At 71.4% G+C, this 21,137-nt stretch carries 14 protein-coding genes; 11 read left to right on the top strand and 3 right to left on the bottom strand.

The features are described from left to right. The first annotated feature begins 158 nt into the window (after positions 1 to 158). The 4 genes from ACFYPA_RS08665 to ACFYPA_RS08650 all read left to right on the top strand — a co-directional run bounded on the left by ACFYPA_RS08665 (position 159) and on the right by ACFYPA_RS08650 (position 6,702). On the top strand, positions 159 to 2,372 hold the full coding sequence (locus ACFYPA_RS08665) for an MMPL family transporter (RefSeq protein ID WP_389130639.1): 2,214 nt from the start codon (positions 159 to 161) through the stop codon (positions 2,370 to 2,372). 80 nt (positions 2,373 to 2,452) lie between these two features. Further along, positions 2,453 to 3,073 carry a hypothetical protein gene (locus tag ACFYPA_RS08660; protein ID WP_389130636.1) on the top strand — a complete coding sequence of 207 codons (621 nt, stop codon included), beginning with the start codon at positions 2,453 to 2,455 and terminating at the stop codon, positions 3,071 to 3,073. Positions 3,074 to 3,312: 239 nt separating this feature from the next. Then, positions 3,313 to 3,492, top strand: a complete 180-nt coding sequence (locus ACFYPA_RS08655; protein WP_359077393.1) for a hypothetical protein — start codon at positions 3,313 to 3,315, stop codon at positions 3,490 to 3,492. A gap of 57 nt (positions 3,493 to 3,549) precedes the next feature. Beyond that, positions 3,550 to 6,702, top strand: coding sequence for an AAA family ATPase (locus ACFYPA_RS08650; RefSeq protein ID WP_359314470.1), 3,153 nt, complete (start codon positions 3,550 to 3,552; stop codon positions 6,700 to 6,702). A 156-nt stretch (positions 6,703 to 6,858) separates the two neighbouring features. On the opposite strand, the gene ACFYPA_RS08645 is transcribed toward ACFYPA_RS08650, so the two are convergent. After that, the gene (locus ACFYPA_RS08645) at positions 6,859 to 8,049 is read right to left on the bottom strand and encodes a PQQ-dependent sugar dehydrogenase (protein WP_389130633.1); all 1,191 of its coding nucleotides are present in this window, start codon (positions 8,047 to 8,049) and stop codon (positions 6,859 to 6,861) included. Between the two features lie 218 nt (positions 8,050 to 8,267). Beyond that, entirely contained in the window at positions 8,268 to 9,224 is a 957-nt protein-coding gene (locus ACFYPA_RS08640; RefSeq protein WP_359349220.1) for an aldo/keto reductase, read from the bottom strand. A 113-nt stretch (positions 9,225 to 9,337) separates the two neighbouring features. On the opposite strand from ACFYPA_RS08640, the gene ACFYPA_RS08635 reads away from it, so the two are divergent. The 7 genes from ACFYPA_RS08635 (at position 9,338) to ACFYPA_RS08605 (ending at position 19,713) form a co-directional block, all read left to right on the top strand. After that, on the top strand, positions 9,338 to 10,300 hold the full coding sequence (locus tag ACFYPA_RS08635; RefSeq protein WP_389130631.1) for a 2-hydroxyacid dehydrogenase: 963 nt from the start codon (positions 9,338 to 9,340) through the stop codon (positions 10,298 to 10,300). Between the two features lie 354 nt (positions 10,301 to 10,654). Then, positions 10,655 to 13,423: a putative bifunctional diguanylate cyclase/phosphodiesterase gene (locus ACFYPA_RS08630; protein WP_389131056.1), complete on the top strand. Its 2,769-nt coding sequence runs from the start codon at positions 10,655 to 10,657 to the stop codon at positions 13,421 to 13,423. Positions 13,424 to 13,640: 217 nt separating this feature from the next. Then, positions 13,641 to 15,497, top strand: a complete 1,857-nt coding sequence (locus ACFYPA_RS08625; protein WP_359077397.1) for an acetolactate synthase large subunit — start codon at positions 13,641 to 13,643, stop codon at positions 15,495 to 15,497. A gap of 20 nt (positions 15,498 to 15,517) precedes the next feature. Then, complete coding sequence (gene ilvN / locus ACFYPA_RS08620; protein WP_327370018.1) at positions 15,518 to 16,045, top strand: acetolactate synthase small subunit; 528 nt, start codon at positions 15,518 to 15,520, stop codon at positions 16,043 to 16,045. Between the two features lie 107 nt (positions 16,046 to 16,152). After that, the gene (ilvC, locus tag ACFYPA_RS08615; RefSeq protein WP_359077399.1) at positions 16,153 to 17,154 is read left to right on the top strand and encodes a ketol-acid reductoisomerase; all 1,002 of its coding nucleotides are present in this window, start codon (positions 16,153 to 16,155) and stop codon (positions 17,152 to 17,154) included. A 272-nt stretch (positions 17,155 to 17,426) separates the two neighbouring features. Then, complete coding sequence (gene serA, locus ACFYPA_RS08610; RefSeq protein WP_359077400.1) at positions 17,427 to 19,019, top strand: phosphoglycerate dehydrogenase; 1,593 nt, start codon at positions 17,427 to 17,429, stop codon at positions 19,017 to 19,019. Positions 19,020 to 19,107: 88 nt separating this feature from the next. After that, on the top strand, positions 19,108 to 19,713 hold the full coding sequence (locus tag ACFYPA_RS08605; protein ID WP_359314066.1) for a TetR/AcrR family transcriptional regulator: 606 nt from the start codon (positions 19,108 to 19,110) through the stop codon (positions 19,711 to 19,713). A gap of 123 nt (positions 19,714 to 19,836) precedes the next feature. On the opposite strand, the gene ACFYPA_RS08600 is transcribed toward ACFYPA_RS08605, so the two are convergent. Then, complete coding sequence (locus ACFYPA_RS08600) at positions 19,837 to 20,979, bottom strand: helix-turn-helix domain-containing protein (protein WP_359077404.1); 1,143 nt, start codon at positions 20,977 to 20,979, stop codon at positions 19,837 to 19,839. Between the last annotated feature and the right edge of the window lie 158 nt (positions 20,980 to 21,137).

The following is a 21,137-nucleotide window of genomic DNA, read 5'->3' as shown; positions in this document are numbered from 1 at the left end:
ATGTCGCTCATATGTGGACCTGATCCCTGTGAGTAAGGCCACGAATGGGGCAAACGATCACAACCGGCTGTCAGAGTGACGGTGCTCAAGGTCATGCGTTCTCACACGGACGGTTCCGCCGAACCGTGGGGACCACGAACCCGCAGGGAGTACGTCCCTTGGCTGCCATCGCCCGCTGGTGCGTCACGCACCGTCTCCTCGCCGTCCTCATCTGGCTGCTCGCCCTCGGCGGCACGGCGGCGGCAGCGGGGTTCGCGGGTTCCGCCTACTCCAACGACTACGAGGCCCCTGGCACCGAGTCCGGGCGCGCGGCCGCACTGCTGAAGGACGGCTTCACGGACCTCGGCGGTGACACCGACACCATCGTCTGGCACACGGACGACTCCACCGTGCGGGCCGCCGACGTCACACAGAAGATGACCGCCACCCTGCATGCCGTCGAACGGCTGCCCGGTGTGGGAGCGGTCAGCGGACCGTACGCGGACCCCGGTTCCGGGCAGATCAGCGCGGACGGCCGGACTGCCTACGCCACCGTCACCTTCGACCGGCAGGCCGACGACGTACCGGTCGGGCAGGTCCACGCCGTCGTCGACACCGCGAAGGCCGCCGCGGGCGAGCACCTCCGGGTCGAGTTGGGCGGCTCGGCCATAGCCCTCACCGAAGCGCCGGCCGCACACCTCAGCGAGGCGGTCGGGGTGGCCGTCGCCGCCGTCGTGCTCTTCCTCGCCTTCGGCTCGCTCGCCGCCAGCCTCCTGCCGATCGCCACCGCCCTCGTCTCGGTCGGCACGGCGTACGCGGGCATCGTGCTGCTCGGTCACCTGATGACCGTCGCCGACTTCGCCCCCATGCTGGGCATGCTCGTGGGGCTCGGCGTCGGGATCGACTACGCGCTCTTCATCGTCACCCGGCACCGCAGAGGGCTGCGGCGCGGCATGACCGTACCCGAGGCGGCGCAACACGCGGTCGCCACGACCGGGCGCGCCGTCGTCTTCGCCGGGGCCACCGTCTGCATCGCGCTGCTCGGCATGCTGATCCTGCGGCTGAGCTTCCTCGACGGCGTCGCCGTCGCCGCCTCGCTCACCGTGGTCCTGACCGTCGCCGCCTCCGTGACCCTGCTGCCCGCGCTGCTCTCCCTCATCGGCATGCGGGCACTGAGCCGGCGCGAGCGCCGACGGCTGGCCGAGTACGGCCCGCAGCCCGCGTCGGTCACGGGCTTCGCCGCCCGCTGGTCCGCCTTCGTGGAGCGCCACCCCAAACTGCTCGGCGCCCTCGCCGCCGCGGGCATGCTGGTCCTCGCGCTCCCCACCTTCTCGCTCCATCTGGGCAGCTCCGACCAGGGCAACAACGCGAAGTCCTCGACCACCCGACAGGCGTACGACCTGCTCGCCGACGGATTCGGCCCCGGGGTCAACGGCCCGCTGACCGTGGCCGCGCACCTGGACGGCGCCGACGACCGGCTCGCGATGGACACCCTGCCCGCGACGCTGCGCGCCACCGACGGGGTGTCCTGGGCCTACCCGGTGACGTACAACTCCAGCGGCGACACCGCGTACGTCACCGTCGTGCCGGACTCGGCCCCGCAGTCCCGTCGGACGAGCGAGCTCGTGGACCGGCTGCGGACGGACGTCCTGCCCGAGGCGTCCGAGAACACGTCACTCGAAACCCATGTGGGCGGAGTGACGGCCAGCTACGACGACTTCGCGCAGATCATCGTCGGCAAACTCCCGCTCTTCATCGGCGTCGTCGTGGGACTCGGTTGTCTGCTCCTGCTGATGGCGTTCCGGTCGATCGGCATCCCGCTGAAGGCCGCGGCGATGAACGTGGCGGCGGTGGCCTCCTCGTTCGGCGTGGTCGTGGCGATCTTCCAGTGGGGCTGGGGCAGCGAACTGCTGGGTCTCGGCAGTGCGGGCCCCATCGAGCCCTTCCTGCCCGTGATCATGGTGTCCGTGCTCTTCGGCCTCTCCATGGACTACCAGGTGTTCCTGGTCGGCCGGATGTACGAGGAATGGCTGGAGACCGGCGACAACCGGCGGGCGGTCCGGGTGGGTCTGGCCGAGACCAGCCGGGTGATCAACTCGGCCGCCGTGATCATGATCTCGGTCTTCCTCGCCTTCGTACTCAGCGGCGACCGGGTCATCGCCATGTTCGGCATCGCACTGGCCGCGGCCGTGGCCCTCGACGCCTTCGTCCTGCGCACCCTGCTGGTTCCCGCCCTGATGCACCTGCTGGGCGGTGCGAACTGGTGGCTGCCCGGGTGGCTGGACCGGCGGCTGCCGCGCATCAGCATCGAACCGCCCGGCCGCGGGGTACCGGGTGCGAAGATCCCGGCGGCGTCGGCACGAGCGAACGAGGTCGCACAGCGCGTGCACTGAACGGTGCGCGGAACACGTCCGAGGCCGGGCGGGGACGGGCGTTAAGAGGGTTCTCATCTGCCCCGCCTAGCGTGCGGAAGATGAACTCCACCACCCCCACTCCTCCCACCGCTCCCGTCGCCGAGGGCGACGGCGAGCCGAAGACCACCGAGAAGGCGACCGCTGACAAGACCGTCGCGAAGACCGCCGACAAGCCCGTGGAGAACACCGCCGAGCAGGATCTCGACCCGGCGCAGGACCTCGACCCGGCGCAGGACCCCGACCTGGACGATCACGAGGACGACAAGGAGTCCTCGGGCCTCGCCACCGCGGCCGCGGCCGTCGTGGCCGTCGGGCTCGGCATCGTCTCCCTCAGCGGCGCCTGGAGCGGCCGGGTCGCCGCCGAGCGCGAAACGCTGATCGGGCAGTTCAAGACCTCGTCCGGTGCGTCGGCCGGCCGGCAGATCTCCGAGATCTACGGCGACGCGTGGCACGCCACCGCTCTCGTCAACGGCCTCTTCGGACTGCTCGCCCTGCTCGTCGGCGTCTACGTCCTGGTCCGGCCGGCGTTCGGCGCCCCGTCCTCGCACCCGCAGCCGGGCTGGATCCGCGCGGTCGCCAAGGGCGGAATCGCCCTCGGTGTGCTGGGCGTGCTGATCGCCGTGTGCATGTACTTCGACCTCATCGTCGCGCTGCCGACGGCGCCCGCCGCGGCGGGCTAGGGCGCCTCCCGGGCACCCCACGGGCCCCTCGGTACGCCGCCCCACCGTGCGGCCTAAGGCATCCGCGCGCACCGCGGCCCTGGCTGTGCGGTGGTGTGAGGACCTCCCTAAGGCCCCCGGCCGTCACAGATGCGGCACTCGCCCGATGCGGCGGCACCCCCTGGGGGACGACAGTGGTGACACGGCAGAAGCACTGCCGCCACCGAGGCCCAACGGGCCAGTCCCCAGGGGGAATCACCATGTACGAGCTGGAACTCCACAAGATCATGGCAGCCGAACTCATCCGCCGCGCCGACAACGATCGGCTCGTCCGGGAGGCCCGCCGTGCCCGCAGGGCGGCGCGCCTCTCCGCACGCCAGGAGCGCGGAAGGACGGTGAGTGCGGACAGCGGCCGGGAGCGGTTCGCGCACGCTGCGTAAGGGCGGACGGTCGTGCCTGTCCGGCTTCCCGGCTCCGCGCTGTCGGACCCGTGTGCGATGCTCGGCGACGTGGAGACCAGGTCAGTCAGTCCCGTGTTCGTCGGCCGCGCAGGTGAACTCACCAGGCTCACCGACGCGCTCGCCCGCGCCACCGCCGCCGGCACCGCCCCGGCCGGCGGTGGCGGCGAGCCGCAGGCGCTCCTCGTCGGAGGCGAGGCGGGCGTCGGCAAGACCAGGCTGGTCGAGGAGTTCCTCGCGGTGGCCGTCCGCCGCGAGGCCGTCGTCGCCGTCGGCGGCTGCGTGGAGATCGGGGCCGACGGCCTGCCGTACGCCCCCTTCTCCACCGCCCTGCGCGCCCTGCTCCGCACCCTGCCCGAGGAGATGGCCGCGGCCTGCGCGGGCCAGGAGGGCGAACTGGCCAGGCTCCTTCCGGAACTCGGCGAGGCCGGCCGCGACCCGGCCGACGAACACGGCACCGCCCGCCTCTTCGAGCTCACCGCGAGGCTGCTGGAGCGCATCTCCGCGGACCGCCCCGTCGTGCTCGTCCTGGAGGACCTGCACTGGGCCGACTCCTCCACCAGACACCTGCTCGCCTACCTCTTCCGTACGCTGCGCAGCGGCCGCCTCGTCGTCGTCGGCACCTACCGCGCCGACGACATCCACCGCCGCCACCCGCTGCGCCCCCTGCTCGCCGAGCTGGACCGGCTGCGTACCGTGCGCCGCATGGAGCTCGCCCGGTTCAACCGGGCCGAAGTCCGCCGCCAGCTCACCGGCATTCTCGCGGGCACGCCCGAACCCGCCCTGGTGGACGAGATATTCGAGCGCTCCGACGGAAACGCCTTCTTCGTCGAGGAGCTCGCCTGCAGCCTGGAGTGCGGCGACGGCGGGGGGCTGCCCGGTTCCCTGCGCGACCTCCTCCTCGTCCGAGTCGAGGCCCTCTCCGACGACGCCCAGAAGGTCGCCCGCATCATCGCCGAGGGTGGATCCGCGGTCGAGTACGAACTGCTGGCCGCCGTCGCCGGCCTCGCCGAGGACGAGCTCATCGAGGCCCTGCGCGGAGCCGTCGGCGCCAATCTGCTGCTCACCACCCCGGAGGGCAACGGCTACCGCTTCCGGCACTCCCTGGTCCGCGAAGCCGTCAGCGACGACCTGCTCCCCGGCGAACGTTCCCGGCTCAACCGCCGTTACGCCCAGGCCCTGGAGGCCGACCCCACGCTCGTCCGCGCCGGGGAACGCGCCACACGCCTGGCCAGCTACTGGTACGGAGCGCATGATCCGGCCAAGGCCCTGCCCGCCGTACTGAAGGCCTCCGTCGAAGCACGCCACCGCAACGCCTACGCCGAGCAACTACGGCTGCTGGAGCGGGCCATGGAACTGTGGGACGACGCCCCGGAGGCGATACGCGGCACGCTCCGCCCCATCGACTACGCCGAGGTCTATCCGGCCTGCGGCCGCGACGGCTCGGCCCCGCTGAGTCACCTCGACCTGATGGCCGAAGCCACCGTCGCCGCGCGCTTCGGCGGCGAGCGCGAACGGGCCCTCACCTTCTGCAAGAAGGCCCTGCGCATCCTGGAGGGCGAGGACGACGCCCTGCGCGCCGCCTGGTTCTGGGTCCAGCGCTCCCGCCTGGTCCAGGATCTCACCCGGGGCGACGGCTGGGACGAACTGGCCACGGCGGAGGAACTGGTCCGCGGCCTGCCCCCGTCGGCCGTGCACGCGGACGTCCTGACGAGCGTGGCCGGCTGGGGCGCCCTGCACCGGCCCGGTGCCCAGACCCTCACCGCCACGGACCGGGCCGTGGAGTACGCCCGACTGGTCGGCGACGAGTACATCGAGCTGCAGGCACGGCTCACCCGGGGCTGGCTGAACGCCGACGCCGGATCCGTCGACGAGGGCATCGCCGAGCTGTACGCCGTCCGTGACCGCGCCGACGAGCTGGGACTCGTCGGCGTCATGGGCCGGGCCGCCATCAACCTCCCCTCCACCCTCGAAGCCATGGGCCGGTCGCTGGAGGCGGTGGCCGCCGCCGACCACGGCATCAAGGTCTGCCACAGCCACGGTGTCGCGGACATGGAGGCCTGGGCCCGTACCAACCAGGCGATGTCCCTGTTCTCCCTCGGCCGCTGGGACGAGGCCCTCGCCACCACCGAGGCCGCCTCCCGCCAGGCGCTGTCCCGGAAGTCTCAGGCCCTGGTCGCCGCCCGTCGCACCGAAGTGGCGCTGGCGCGCGGGGACCTCGCCGAGGCCGAAAACCAACTCGCCCTCACCAGGAAGGGCTTCGGCTCCAATGATCCTCAGCCGCAGCACTTCATCAACATCGTCCGCCACACCCTCACCATCGCCGTGCAGCAGGGCAGCCTGCCCGAGGCGCGGGCGGCCTTCGAGGCCCAGGCGGCGACGGGCTTCCCGCCCGGCACCCAGCGGTACGCCTTCCCGCTGCTGCACGTCGTCGCGGCGGCGGAGGCCGACGCCCGGGGGCTGCCCGCCACCGAACCGGGCCGGCCGGGCATCCTCGCGCTCGTGCGGACCCACCTCAAGCGGCTGCCGACCCTCGTCCCGATATGGGCCGCCTACGGTGTGCTGATCGACGCCGAACTGGCCCGGGCCGAAGGCCTCGACACCCCGGACCACTGGTCCCGCGCCGCCCAGGTCTTCGCCCCGCTGCACCGTCCGTACGAGCTGGCGCAGATCCGCCACCGCTGGGCGGAGGCCCTGCTCATCGCCTCCGGCGACCGCGCCGCGGCCACCACCCTGCTGCGCGACGCCCACGGCACCGCCGGGCGCCTCGGGGCGCGTCCGCTCACCGAGACCATCGAGCTGCTGGCGGGCCGCGCCCGCATCACCCTCACCGAGCCCGACTCCGCTCACGGTTCGCCGGGCTCCGGCGACGCGGTCCCGGTGGCCGTGACCGTCCCGGACCACGGCGACGAGCAGGGCGGGGGAGGCCCCGGTCACTCCGAGGAACAGCTCAGGGCCGCGGCGGCGGCCGCCGTGGAGTCCTTCGGGCTGACCCCGCGCGAGCAGGACGTGCACCGGCTCGTGGCCGCCGGTCACACCAACCGCAAGATCGCCGAGGAGCTCTACATCTCACCCAAGACCGCGAGCGTGCACGTCTCCAACATCCTGGCCAAGCTCGGCGTCACGGGCCGCGGCGAGGCGGCCGCACTCGCCCACCGGCTGCGGCTGTACCGGATGCCGAAGGACTCGTAGAACCGCGGCCCGGGTGCCGCCAGGGGCGCGATCAGCCCGCGTCGCCGTCGGCGCCCGCACCGTCGTCGCCGGATCCGCCGCCCCCGTCCGCGTCACCGCCGTCCTCGGAGGCCGGCCCCCGGTCACCCGCGTCAACAACCCTGCGGGTCAATACACCTAGCGCACATCGACCACCAGGATCCTGTCGTCTCCCGGCTTCGGGGTGCCACGGGTGTCCGTCTCGCTCGTCACGAGCCAGAGTCTGTTGCCGCCCGCCGCGAGCACGGTGCGCAGACGGCCGTACTTCCCCTCGAGGAACGACTGGGGTGCCGCGAGAGGTTCCTTGTCCGGCGTACCGGACAGGGGAATCCGCCAGAGCCGCTCACCGCGCAGACCGGCCATCCAGATCGAACCCTTGGCGAAGGCGATCCCGCTCGGGGACGCCTCGGACGTCTTCCACTGTGCCACGGGATCGATGAATCCGGCCTTGCCCGCCTTGCCCTCGGCCTCCGGCCAGCCGTAGTTCCCGCCCGGCACGATCCGGTTCAGCTCGTCCCAGGTGTCCTGGCCGAATTCGGCCGCCCACAGCTGCTTGTGCCCGTCCCAGGCCAGGCCCTGCACATTGCGGTGACCGTACGAATACACCACGGAGTCGGCCTGCGGATTGCCGTGCAGCGGCTCACCGTCCGGAGTCATCCGCAGGATCTTGCCGGCCAGGGACTCCTTGTCCTGCGCGCGGCCGTCGTCGCCCGTCTCACCCGTGCCGGCGTAGAGCATGCGGTCCGGGCCGAAGGCGATCCGGCCGCCGTTGTGGATGGCGCCCTTCGGGATGCCCCGCAGGATCGTGTCCGGTGCGCCCAGCAGCTGACCGGGGGTGGTCCCGTCCTCGTCGTAGAGCATGCGGGCGATGCGGTTGTCGGAAGCGGTGGTGAAGTAGGCGTACACCAGATGGTCCGTGCCGTAGTCGGGGGAGACCGCGAGGCCGAGCAGCCCGCCCTCGCCGGCCGCCGCCACCCCCGGCACGGTGCCCAGCAGCGTCTTCTTCCCGCTCCTGGCGTCGATCCGGGTGATCGTCCCCTTGTCGCGCGAGGACACCAGCAGATCGCCGTCCGGCAGCTTCGCGAGACCCCATGGCGAGTCCAGACCCTCCGTGAGCGTCGACACCACCTTCACCGAGCCTTTGGCGGGCGGCAGATCGGCCGCGGGACGCGAGGCCGACGGTGACGTCGACGGGGAGGCCGCCCGGCCCGGCGGGGTGGCGTGTGAACCTGCCGGTGAACTCGCCCCCCGGCCCGCGGTGCTCTCGGCCCCCTCCTGCGAGGAGCACCCCGCGGCGAGCATCAGGGCGCCCGCCGCCAGTGCGGCCACCGCCCCCCGCCGCGCACCGCGACCACTCCCGCGGGGCGTCGCGCGACGCCCCACCGGCTCCCGCACAGATCCGAACCTCGCACCGCGCACAGCACCGACCCCTTCGACGACCGCCTGTCCACTGTTCTTACACCGCGGCCGGGCCCAGGGTTCCCGAAGCCCGTGGACTTTCTCGCTCGGCGATCAAACTTCACACGACGAGGGCGGTGTACGGGCGTTCAGTCCCACGACTCCCGCGCGGCCGGAAGCCGGTCGATCTCGTGGAGGTCCCGGTCCGTCAGCGTCAGCCCGGCCGCCCCCGCGTTCTCGACGGCCCAACGCTCCCGCTTGGTCCCCGGCACCGGAACGATCTGGGGCCCCTGCCGCAGCACCCACGCCAGCGCCACCTGCGCCGGCGTCGCCCCGTACCGCTCCGCGATCCGCCGCAGCCCCACCACCACCGGCTGGTTCGCGGCCATCATCTCGGCGGTGAAGCGAGGATGCCTGGCCCGCAGGTCCTCCGGCTCGAAGCCCTGCCCCGGGGTGAGCGTGCCCGTCAGATAGCCGCTGCCCAGCGGCATCGCGGCCAGTACCCCGACCCCGCGCGCCGCACACCACGGCACCAGGGCCTCCAACGCCTGCGGGGACCACACGGAGAGTTCCGCCTGCACCGCGCTCACCGGAAAGACCTGCTGGACCCGCTCCAGCTGCCGGATCGTTTCGTCATGGGTCCGCGCGCCCCGACGGCGGGCGGCCCGGGCGCCGACCGCGCACAGCCCGAGGGCCCGCACCTTGCCCGCGGTCACCAGCTCCGCCATCGCGCCCCAGGTCTCCTCGACGGGCACCTCGGGGTCGGCGCGGTGGAGCTGGTACAGATCGATCACATCCGTCTGCAGCCGCCGCAGCGAGGCGTCGCAGGCCCGCCGCACATAGCCGGGACGGCCATTGGCCACGATGTGCTGATCGCCCACCAGCAGACCGCACTTGGTGGAGAGGAACGCCTGCTCACGCCGCCCCTTCAACGCCCGCCCCAGCAGGTGCTCATTCGTGAACGGCCCGTACATGTCGGCGGTGTCGAAGAGGTCGACGCCCGAGTCGAGTGCCGCGTGCACCGCCCGCAACGCCTCGTCACCACGCTGCCGCGAGGCGCTGTACGCCCAGCTCATCGGCATGCAGCCGAGGCCGATCGCGCCCACGGCGAGCGCCGCCGCACCGAGACTTCTGCGCTCCAACTCCCCGAACCCTTCCTCGCACCGCACCCCCAAAACTAACCTCTGCGTCCCACCGGGCTTCGCATAGCCTCCTGACCATGACTTCCACCACGCGTTCCGCCGATGCCCCCGACGTATGGCTGCCCTTCGAGGCGGAATCGATCGAGGGACTCCCCGAGGGTCTCAACTACCGCTTCTGGGACGGCGGGCAGGACTTCCCCGCCGACCCCGCACACTGCGCCTTCTACGTCGTCCCCTACATGAAGGGACCGGCGGTCGCGGTCCGTCCGCTCGACGGCATGAGGGGCGTCCAGGTCGTGCAGACGCTCTCCGCCGGCATCGACCATGTGGAGCCGGGCCTCGGGCTGTTGCCCGCGGGCGTACGGCTCTGCAACGCCAAGGGGGTCCACGAGGCGTCCACCGCCGAGCTCACCCTCGCTCTCGTCCTCGCCTCGCTGCGGGGGTTCCCCGGATTCGTGCACGGCCAGGACAAGGAGGAGTGGCGGTCCGGCTTCTACCCGGCGCTCGCGGACAAGTCCGTGCTGATCGTCGGCTACGGGTCGATCGGCGCCGCCATCGAGGACCGGCTCGCGCCGTTCGAGTGCGCGCGGGTGGCGCGCGTCGCGCGCTCCGCACGGACAACCGCACGCGGGCCCGTACACACGCTCGACGATCTGCCCGCGCTGTTGCCCGAGGCCGACGTCGTCATTCTGTCGACCCCGCTGAACCCGTCCACACAGGGGCTGGTCGGGGCGGACTTCCTCGCCGCGATGCGGGACGGGGCGCTGCTGGTGAACGTCGCCCGCGGCGGTGTGGTGGACACCAAGGCCCTGCTGTCCGAACTCGAGTCCGGTCGGCTGCGCGCCGCCCTCGACGTCACCGACCCCGAACCGCTGCCTTCCGGCCACCCCCTCTGGCATGCTCCGAACGTCCTCATCACTCCGCACGTCGGCGGCAGCACCTCGGCCTTCCTGCCGCGCGCCAAGCGTCTGCTCGCCGGACAGCTCAGCCGTTTCGCCGCGGGGGAGCCCGTTCACAACGTCGTACGTACCACCGGATGAACACGCTACGGGCACGTTTCGTATCCCTCCGTGCCGACAACTCCGCTGGTCGTCACGGAGAGTAGAGGAACTATGTCCCTCTGTGACGAGTCTGGTGTATCGTCCCGAAAGGGGGGTTGCGCCGTGGAAGGGACGGCGCCCGGGGAGGAAGCCACACGCGAGGGGGCGACGGGCGATGTATGGCCGATGGGCGAACGATCCGACACGGCGGGGCGGCCGGCGGCTGCCGCCGGCGCGTCCGGTGCGCCGGCGCCGCAGCCGTCCCGCGACGTCGGGGGCACCCCGGTGAGCGCGCCGGCGAGCGCCCGCGCGGCATTCCTGGCCCGCCGGGCGGCTGTGGGCCGGGCGCCCGCGATGGCCCCGCGCATCCTGCTCGCCCTCGTCTGCGGGGGATACGCGGTGGGTGCGGCCGTGGGCTGGGGCTCGGGGCGACTCGCGCTGTTCATGGGCGACTTCGGCCTGAGTGCGGCCGCTTTGGTCGCCGCCGTCTCCTGCTTCCTGTACGCGCGCTCGGCGGACAACAGGTTCCGGCCGGCCTGGCTGCTGTTCTCGCTCTCCTCGCTCATGGCGGCGGCGGGCAACGGGGTCTGGGGCTGGTACGAGTTCGTGCGCGAGGCCCAGGTGCCCAGCCCGTCCGTGGCCGACCTCTTCTTCCTCTGCTTCGCGCCGCCCGCCATCGTCGGCCTGCTCGTCCTCGCCAAGCGCCCCGTCACCCGGGCCGGCTGGGTCTGCCTGGTCCTGGACTCCTGGCTGATCGGCGGATCACTCCTCACGCTCTCCTGGAGCCTCGCCCTCGCCCACACCGCCCACGAGGCGGACGTCGAGGGCGCCAGCGTGGCCCGGGCCGCCCTCTCGCTGGCCTATCCCCTCCTGGACATCGTGCTGGTGTCCATGGTGCTCGCGCTGCACTTCCGGCGCTCCAGCGTCAACCGCGCCGCGGTGAACACCGCCATCGCCGCCCTGGCCCTCACCGTCCTGTGCGACGCGCTGTTCACCTCGCCGCTGCTGCGCCAGAGCTACCAGTCGGGCCGGTTGCTCGACGCCGGCTGGTTCGCCGGGTCACTGCTCCTCGCGTACGCCCCCTGGGGCGTCGCCCGGGACGAGGACGACACCGACCGGCAGTGGTCCGCGTCCTGTACCACCAGCCGTCCCATCTCCGGTTCGCTCGCCGCGCTGACGCCGTACCTCGCCGCGGCGGTCTGCACCCTGGGCATCCTCTACAACGTCATCGAGGGCCGCCGGGTCGACCGCATCGTGGTCTTCACCGGGTGCACGGTGGCGCTCGCGCTGGTCGTCCGGCAGGGCATCATGCTCGTCGACAACATCGCCCTCACCCAGGAACTGGCCCAGAAGGAGAACCACTTCCGTTCCCTGGTGCAGGGCTCCAGCGACGTCATCATGATCGCCGCCCCGTCCGGCACGCTCCGCTACGTCAGCCCCGCGGCCGCCGGGGTCTACGGGCGCGAGGCGGACGACCTCGTCGGCGCCGAGCTCGCCTCGATCATCCATCCCGACGACCTCGGCGGGGTGGTCCACGAAGTGCGGAGGTTCCTCGCCGCCCCGCCCGCCGAGGAACCCACCACGCGCATCGAGTGCCGCTTCCGCTCCGGCACCGGCGAGTGGTTGAACGTCGAGTCCACCGTCAACCGCCACCAGGGCGGCCTGATCCTCAACAGCCGCGACGTGACGGAACGGGTGCGTCTGCAGGCCCAGTTACAGCACAACGCGGAGCACGACCCGCTCACCGACCTGCCCAACCGCGCGCTCTTCACCGACCGGGTCCGCAGGACCCTCGGCGGCCGCCGGGCGGGCGACGCGGGCACCGCCGTGCTTTTCATCGACCTGGACGGCTTCAAGGCCGCCAACGACCGGCTCGGCCACCAGGCCGGCGACGAGCTCCTGATCCAGGCCGCCCGCCGCCTCCAGGAGTCCGTCCGGACGGGGGACACCGCGGCCCGCCTCGGCGGGGACGAGTTCGCCGCGCTCATCGTCGGCGACGGCGGACGTGACCAGGCGGCCCGTGAGTACCAGGTCCACGAGATCGCCGACCGGCTGCGCCTCACGCTCTCCCAGCCCTATCGCATCGGCGCCGGCGAGGTCCGCGTCACCGCCTCCATCGGGGTCGCCTTCGCCGAGCCCGGCATCACCCCCACCGACCTCATGCGCAACGCCGACCTCGCCATGTACCGCGCCAAGGCGGGCGGCAAGGACCGCGTCGAGCTGTACGCCCCGCAGATGCAGGCCGAGGTGGTGCGCCGCTCCGAGCTGGCGGCCCGGCTGCGCACCGCCCTGCGCGACGGCGAGTTCGCGCTGCTGCACCAGCCCGTGGTCCACCTGGCCAGCGGCACCGTCGCCGCCGTCGCCGCGCAGGCCCGCTGGCGTTCGGCCCAGGGCATCCTCTTCACGCCCGCCGAGTTCCTGCGCGTGGCCGAGGACAGCGACCGCACGGCGGAACTGGGCCGCTGGCTCCTCGAAGAGGCCGTCGAGCAGGCCGCCGACCGGGCCAGGGCCGGCCACCAGGTCTCCGTCGCCGTCCGGCTCTCCGCCCGCAGACTGCTGGACAAGGGCATGCCGTTCGGCTCCGTCGAGGCGCTGCTGACGCGGTACGGGCTGCCGTCCGGAGCCCTGATGATCGAGGTCGCCGACAGCGACCCCCGGGTCTCCTTCGATGACCTCGAACAGCGGCTGGTCGCCCTGCGACGCCTCGGCGTACGGATCGCGCTCGACGGCTTCGGCAGTGGCTACGCCGCGATCAACGCCCTGCGCCGGCTCCCCATCGACGTACTGAAGCTGGACCGCGGCCTGGTGGAGGGCGTCGTCGAGTCCGCCCGGCTGCACAAGATCACCAGCGGGCTGCTGCGGATCGCCTGCGACCTCGGCATGCAGTCCGTGGCCGACGGCGTCGACGTCCCCGAACAGGTCCTCGCCCTGCGCGCCATGGGCTGTACGCACGGCCAGGGCATGGCCTTCTCCGGGCCGCTGGACGAGTACCGGCTGCGCCGCGCCCTGGTCCGCGGCGAGTTCCCGGTGCCCGGCACCCCGGCCGTCCAGCCGGTCCTGGCGGGTGGCTCGATCCCCCTCCTCACCGGCTCACATGCTGAGACGCCCGTCCCACCCACTTGACACGTCGAGTGCGTCGGAGAGAGGGTCAATGCCATGCGCACCCGAATTCTCGTACTTGGAAAGCGCGTCGGCTGAAGCAGGGTCTCTCGATGACACTCTGCAGACCGCACCGACGCGCTCCCCTCGCCTGCCTCACGGCACGAGGGGTTTTTTGTTGCACCGGCACCAGTCAAACCATCGCAAAACACTCGCAAAAACCCTCAGCTTCGAGAAGAGAATGCCGATGACCGAGCAGGCCACCGGGGGCCACCATCCCCAGCCGCGGGCCCGTAACGGCGGACCGTCCTCCGCCACCGTTGAGCACCTCACGGGCGCGCAGTCGCTCATCCGCTCTCTCGAGGAAGTCGGGGCCGACACCGTATTCGGCCTCCCCGGCGGCTGCATCCTGCCGGCGTACGACCCGCTGATGGACTCCACCCGGGTGCGCCACGTCCTGGTCCGCCACGAGCAGGGCGCGGGTCACGCGGCCACCGGTTACGCGCAGGCCACCGGCAAGGTCGGTGTCTGCATGGTCACCTCGGGCCCCGGTGCCACCAACCTCGTCACCCCGATCGCCGACGCGGCCATGGACTCCGTGCCCATGGTGGCCATCACCGGCCAGGTGGCCTCCGGCGCCATCGGCACCGACGCCTTCCAGGAAGCCGACATCTGCGGCATCACCATGCCGATCACCAAGCACAACTTCCTGGTCACCCGCGCCGAGGACATCGCGCACACGATCGCGGAGGCCTTCCACATCGCCTCCACCGGCCGTCCGGGCCCCGTCCTCGTCGACATCGCCAAGGACGCCCTCCAGTCGCGGACCACCTTCAGCTGGCCGCCGGTCATGGACCTGCCCGGCTACCGCCCGGTGACCAAGCCGCACGCCAAGCAGATCCGCGAGGCCGCGAGGCTCATCACCCAGGCCAAGCGCCCGGTGCTGTACGTGGGCGGCGGCGTCATGAAGGCCGGTGCCACCGCCGAACTCAAGGTGCTGGCCGAGCTCACCGGAGCGCCCGTCACCACCACGCTGATGGCGCTCGGTTCCTTCCCCGACAGCCACCCGCTGCACGTGGGAATGCCCGGTATGCATGGTTCGGTCACCGCCGTCACCGCGCTGCAGAAGGCCGACCTGATCGTCGCTCTCGGCGCCCGGTTCGACGACCGGGTCACCGGCAAGCTGGACAGCTTCGCCCCGTACGCCAAGATCGTCCACGCGGACATCGACCCGGCGGAGATCGGCAAGAACCGTGCCGCGGACGTCCCGATCGTCGGGGACGCCCGTGAGGTCATCGCCGACCTCGTCCAGGCGGTCCAGGCCGAGCACACCGAGGGCCACACCGGCGACTACGCCGCTTGGTGGAAGGACCTCAACCGGTGGCGCGAGACCTACCCGGTCGGCTACGACCTGCCGGAGGACGGCAGCCTCTCGCCGCAGCAGGTCATCCAGCGCGTCGGTGAACTCGCCCCGCCGGACACGATCTTCGCCGCGGGCGTCGGCCAGCACCAGATGTGGGCCTCGCACTTCATCCAGTACGAGCAGCCCGCCACCTGGCTGAACTCCGGCGGCGCGGGCACGATGGGCTACGCGGTCCCGGCCGCGATGGGCGCCAAGGCCGGCATGCCGGACCGCACGGTCTGGGCGATCGACGGCGACGGCTGCTTCCAGATGACAAATCAGGAGCTCACCACCTGCGCGCTCAACAACATCCCGATCAAGGTCGCCATCATCAACAACGGCGCCCTCGGGATGGTCCGCCAGTGGCAGACCCTCTTCTACAACCAGCGGTACTCCAACACCGTGCTGCACTCCGGCGCCGACACCGACGGCAACGCGGCCAAGGGCACCCGGGTGCCCGACTTCGTCAAGCTGTCCGAGGCCATGGGCTGCTACGCGATCCGCTGCGAGGACCCGGCCGACCTGGACAAGGTCATCGCCGAGGCCAACTCGATCAACGACCGGCCGGTCGTCATCGACTTCATCGTCCACGAGGACGCCATGGTGTGGCCGATGGTCGCCGCCGGCACGTCCAACGACGAGGTCATGGCAGCCCGCGGTGTCCGCCCCGACTTCGGCGACAACGAAGACGACTGAGAGACAGAGAGACCGACTCCATGTCCACCAAGCACACGCTCTCCGTCCTGGTCGAGAACAAGCCCGGTGTCCTCGCCCGGATCACCGCCCTGTTCTCCCGCCGCGGCTTCAACATCGACTCGCTCGCGGTCGGTACCACCGAACACCCCGACATCTCCCGCATCACCATCGTCGTGAATGTCGAGGACCTGCCGCTGGAGCAGGTGACCAAGCAGCTCAACAAGCTGGTCAACGTCCTGAAGATCGTCGAACTCGAGCCGTCCGCTGCGATCCAGCGCGAGCTCGTCCTGGTGAAGGTCCGCGCCGACAGCGAGACCCGCTCCCAGATCGTCGAGATCGTCCAGCTGTTCCGCGCCAAGACCGTGGACGTCTCCCCGGAGGCCGTCACGATCGAGGCGACCGGCGGCGCCGACAAGCTGGAGGCGATGCTCAAGATGCTGGAGCAGTACGGCATCAAGGAGCTCGTCCAGTCCGGCACCATCGCCATAGGGCGCGGCGCGCGCTCGATCACCGACCGGTCCCTGCGCGCCCTCGACCGCTCGGCGTGACACACCCCGGGTCCGCCGCGCCGCTCGCATGGCGAGACCCGAAAACGTATCTGACGCACCCCGCCGTACGGTGGGACGCAACACCTGCACACCAAGGAGAAGACCCAGTGGCCGAGATGTTCTACGACGACGATGCCGACCTGTCCATCATCCAGGGCCGCAAGGTCGCGGTTCTCGGCTACGGCAGCCAGGGCCACGCCCACGCGCTGTCGCTGCGCGACTCGGGTGTCGACGTCCGTGTGGGTCTGCACGAGGGCTCCAAGTCCAAGGCCAAGGCCGAGGAGCAGGGCCTGCGCGTGGTGACCCCCGCCGAGGCCGCCGCCGAGGCCGACGTCATCATGATCCTGGTTCCGGACCCGATCCAGGCCCAGGTCTACGAGGAGTCCGTCAAGGACAACCTCAAGGACGGCGACGCGCTGTTCTTCGGCCACGGTCTGAACATCCGCTTCGGCTTCATCAAGCCGCCGGCCGGTGTCGACGTCTGCATGGTCGCCCCCAAGGGCCCGGGCCACCTGGTCCGCCGCCAGTACGAGGAGGGCCGCGGCGTTCCGTGCATCGTGGCCGTCGAGCAGGACGCCTCGGGCAAGGGCCTGGAGCTCGCCCTCTCGTACGCCAAGGGCATCGGCGGCACCCGCGCCGGCGTCATCAAGACGACCTTCACCGAGGAGACCGAGACCGACCTGTTCGGTGAGCAGGCCGTCCTCTGCGGTGGCACCGCCGCGCTGGTCAAGGCCGGTTTCGAGACCCTGACCGAGGCCGGTTACCAGCCGGAGATCGCGTACTTCGAGTGCCTCCACGAGCTGAAGCTCATCGTGGACCTCATGTACGAGGGCGGCCTGGAGAAGATGCGCTGGTCGATCTCGGAGACCGCCGAGTGGGGCGACTACGTCACCGGCCCGCGGATCATCACCGCCGACACCAAGGCCGAGATGAAGAAGGTCCTCACCGAGATCCAGGACGGCACCTTCGCCAACGCCTGGATGGCCGAGTACCACAACGGTCTGCCCAAGTACAACGAGTACAAGAAGGCCGACAGCGACCACCTGCTGGAGACCACCGGCCGCGAGCTGCGCAAGCTCATGAGCTGGGTCAACGACGAGGACGCGTAACTCCGGTGTCCGGACGGGCGGCCATCCCGCCCGTCCGGGCATCAGCCCCGCTCAACCCGCTGGAAGAGGCGGCGTCGTACGTGTGTACAAGTCGTCCAGCCTCTTGTGGGTGATCCTGCCGACGGGGCGCAGTGTGCGTCGTCGCGCATGACTACACTTCTCCACACATACACGCGTCAGGCCCACAGTGTCGTGCGTCTTCCACGCGGCAAGCCCCTCCACCGCCTGCGGCCGTCGGGACGGCCGTCCGCACTGGATCTGTGAGGACTCACGTGAGCTCGAAACCTGTCGTACTCATCGCTGAAGAGCTGTCGCCCGCCACGGTGGACGCCCTGGGACCGGACTTCGAGATCCGGCATTGCAACGGCGCCGACCGCGCCGAGCTCCTCCCCGCGATCGCCGATGTCGACGCCATCCTGGTGCGCTCCGCCACCAAGGTCGACGCCGAGGCCATCGCCGCCGCGAAGAAGCTGAAGGTCGTCGCCCGCGCGGGCGTCGGTCTGGACAACGTCGACGTCTCCTCGGCCACCAAGGCCGGCGTCATGGTCGTGAACGCACCGACCTCCAACATCGTCACCGCCGCCGAGCTCGCCTGCGGTCTGCTCGTCGCCACCGCGCGCAACATCCCCCAGGCCAACACCGCCCTCAAGAACGGCGAGTGGAAGCGCTCCAAGTACACCGGCGTCGAGCTGAGCGAGAAGACCCTCGGCGTCGTCGGCCTCGGCCGCATCGGCGTCCTGGTCGCCCAGCGCATGTCGGCCTTCGGCATGAAGATCGTCGCGTACGACCCCTACGTCCAGCCGGCGCGGGCCGCGCAGATGGGCGTCAAGCTCCTCTCGCTGGACGAGCTGCTGGAGGTCTCCGACTTCATCACCGTGCACCTCCCCAAGACCCCGGAGACGCTCGGCCTGATCGGTGACGAGGCGCTGCACAAGGTGAAGCCCTCGGTGCGCATCGTCAACGCCGCGCGCGGCGGCATCGTCGACGAGGAGGCGCTCGCCTCCGCCCTCAAGGAGGGCCGCGTCGCCGGCGCCGGTCTCGACGTGTACACCAAGGAGCCCTGCACGGACTCCCCGCTGTTCCAGTTCGACCAGGTCGTCTGCACCCCGCACCTCGGCGCCTCCACGGACGAGGCCCAGGAGAAGGCGGGCATCGCGGTCGCCAAGTCGGTGCGTCTGGCACTGGCCGGCGAGCTCGTGCCGGACGCGGTCAACGTCCAGGGCGGCGTCATCGCCGAGGACGTCCGTCCCGGGCTGCCGCTCGCCGAGAAGCTGGGCCGGATCTTCACCGCGCTCGCGGGCGAGGTCGCGGCCCGCCTCGACGTCGAGGTGTACGGCGAGATCACCCAGCACGACGTCAAGGTGCTCGAACTCTCCGCGCTCAAGGGCGTCTTCGAGGACGTGGTCGACGAGACCGTGTCGTACGTCAACGCCCCGCTGTTCGCGCAGGAGCGCGGTGTCGAGGTCCGCCTCACGACCAGCTCCGAGTCGCCCGACCACCGCAACGTGGTCACCGTCCGCGGCACGCTGGCCGACGGCCAGGAGATCGCGGTCTCGGGCACACTCGCCGGTCCCAAGCACCTCCAGAAGATCGTCGCGATCGGTGAGCACGATGTGGACCTGGCGCTCGCCGACCACATGGTCGTGCTCCGGTACCAGGACCGTCCCGGCGTCGTCGGCGCGGTGGGCAAGATCCTCGGCGAGGCCGGGCTGAACATCGCGGGCATGCAGGTGTCCCGGGCCGACGTGGGTGGCGAGGCGCTGGTCGTCCTCACCGTCGACGACGACGTCCCGGCGCCGGTGCTCACCGAGATCTCCTCGGAGATCGGCGCGGCCTCGGCCCGCTCGGTGAACCTCACCGGCTGATATCTCGCGGCACAGCACCCGGGCTCCCGTACCCGGCATGTAGACGTACGTCTTACACAAACGTCTGCCTGCCGGGTACGCTGCTGTCATGGGACATCGTGAGGATCTGCTCGAAGGCGCCAAGCGCTGCCTGCTGGAGAAGGGGTATGCCCGGACGACGGCGCGCGACATCGTGGCGGCCTCGGGAACGAACCTCGCCTCCATCGGCTACCACTACGGCTCCAAGGAGGCCCTGCTCAACCTCGCCTTCCTCAAGGTGACGGAGGAGTGGGGTGACGTGCTGACCAAGGACGGCGACGCGGCCGAACCGGTCCAGGACGTGCCCGCGGCCCCGCTCGACCAGTTCCGCGAGACCTGGGAGCGGGTGATCGGGAGCTACGAGCAGACCCGCGCCGTCTGGCAGCTCCAGATGGAGGTCATCTCGCGGATCGACTCCGACCCCGAGCTGCAGAAGGCCCTCGCCGGCCCGCAGCGCGAGGGTCGTAACGGACTGGTCGAGAACATGCTCGGCATCGATCCCGAGGCCGAACCCGAGAAGGCCCGGGTGGCCGGCCTCTTCTGCCAGGCACTGCTCGCCGGCGTCATGGTCCAGTGGCTGATGGACAGCGAATCGGCGCCCTCGGCGCAGGACCTGACGGACGGCCTGAAGGCGGTCCTGGAGGGCCGGAAGCAGCCTGGTCAGGGCGCCGAGTAAGAGGGATCGATCCGTCACATCGGGGCCCCGCCGCTCACGTTTCGGCGGGCCGGCCGTGCCTGCCCCTGGGCTCCGGCTCCCTCTTCGGCCTCAGGGCCCCACCTCTCTGACCGCCAATGGCGCTCAGAGCCGCGACGCCTTCAGCGCCATGTGCAGCAGCAGCCGGTCCTCCCCGTCGTTCAGGTCGAGCCCGGTGAGCTGGTGGACGCGGGAGAGGCGGTAGTAGAGCGTCTGGCGGTGGATGCCCAACTCCGCTGCGGTCCGGGACGCCTGGCCCGCGCAGTCGAGGAACACCTCGGCCGTGCGGGCGAGTTCGCGGTGCGGTGGGGTGAGGAGCGTGCGGACCGCGGGGTCCGGCGGTGCGCCGGGGGCGAGGGCGGCCAGCAGGCGGTACGGGCCGATGGCCGACCACTCGGCGACCGGGCCGAACCGTGTCTCCGCCGCTGCCGCCCGGGCCGCGGCCGATGCCTCGTGCCAGGCGTCGGCCAGCTCGGAAAGGCCGCGGCGCGGGACCGAGAGCCCGGCGGTGGAGGCCGTCCCCGCGCCGGTGCGCAGGCGGTCGGCGGCGGTGAGCGCGGGGTCCAGGACGTCGTGCGACCGCAGGCGGACCAGCGCGGCCAGGGCCGGGGCCCCCGAGCCTCCCGGGAAAGGGGCGCCGGACAGGGCCGCCGCGGACGGCACCGTGCGCACGGACGGCGGGTCGTCCGGCCAAGGGGTCACGCACACCACGGTGTGCAGTCCTTCGGCGTCCGGCCCGAGCGCCTCGGCGAGTGCGGACACCGCCATGTCGCGCTGCCGGCCGCGTCCCGCCGTGAGGACCGCGCCGAACTCGCGGGACAGGTCGGCGCCGGCCCGCGCCTCGTCGGAGAGCAGCATCCCGATCCGGGCCGCCACGTCCATCGCCGCGTCGAGCTGCTGGTCGGTCGGCCCGGGGTCGGCGTCCAGCAGCCATACGTAACCGAGCACGACACCCCGATGGCGCACGGGAAGACAGATCCGCTCCCGGTAGACACCGGCCTCCGGGGCAGCCGGGATGCGGACGGGGCCGGTGGCTCGGGTGATGCCGAAGTTCTCGAACCAGGCGCGGACCGCCGGGGTCGAGCGGCGGGTCAGGATCGAACGGGTGCGGACCGGGTCCATCGCCGTGTCGTCGTCGCTGTCGTGTGCCCCGAAGGCGACCAGGCCGAAGTCCCGGTTCTCCAGCGTCGCGGGGACGCCGAGCAGCGCGGAGATCTCGTCGACCAGCTCCTGGTAATCGCCCTTCACCCGCCCATTCTCGCACCCCTTCAGACATATGTCTGAGATCCAGGGCACGGATGCGTGACAGCTGTCGATGGCACAGGATCGGAGGGATCCTTAGATTTCACGGTGGTTCTCCGTGCTGTACCGCCTCTGTTCCCTCTCGGGTACGTGTGGCGGTCCGG

The sequence above is a fragment of the Streptomyces sp. NPDC005775 genome (genome assembly GCF_042871565.1).
Classification (GTDB): Bacteria; Actinomycetota; Actinomycetes; order Streptomycetales; family Streptomycetaceae; genus Streptomyces.
The sequence above is the reverse complement of the archived record's forward strand: the minus strand, read 5'-3'. Positions and strand labels throughout refer to the sequence as shown.

Excerpts from the sequence above, each read along its gene's own strand:
- ACFYPA_RS08660 (WP_389130636.1), top strand. The coding sequence starts at position 2,453 with ATGAACTCCACCACCCCCACTCCTCCCACCGCTCCCGTCGCCGAGGGC.
- ACFYPA_RS08625 (WP_359077397.1), top strand. The coding sequence starts at position 13,641 with ATGCCGATGACCGAGCAGGCCACCGGGGGCCACCATCCCCAGCCGCGG.
- ACFYPA_RS08635 (WP_389130631.1), top strand. The coding sequence starts at position 9,338 with ATGACTTCCACCACGCGTTCCGCCGATGCCCCCGACGTATGGCTGCCC.
- ACFYPA_RS08605 (WP_359314066.1), top strand. The coding sequence starts at position 19,108 with ATGGGACATCGTGAGGATCTGCTCGAAGGCGCCAAGCGCTGCCTGCTG.
- ACFYPA_RS08650 (WP_359314470.1), top strand. The coding sequence starts at position 3,550 with ATGCTCGGCGACGTGGAGACCAGGTCAGTCAGTCCCGTGTTCGTCGGC.
- ACFYPA_RS08655 (WP_359077393.1), top strand. The coding sequence starts at position 3,313 with ATGTACGAGCTGGAACTCCACAAGATCATGGCAGCCGAACTCATCCGC.
- ilvN (WP_327370018.1), top strand. The coding sequence starts at position 15,518 with ATGTCCACCAAGCACACGCTCTCCGTCCTGGTCGAGAACAAGCCCGGT.
- ACFYPA_RS08630 (WP_389131056.1), top strand. The coding sequence starts at position 10,655 with ATGGCCCCGCGCATCCTGCTCGCCCTCGTCTGCGGGGGATACGCGGTG.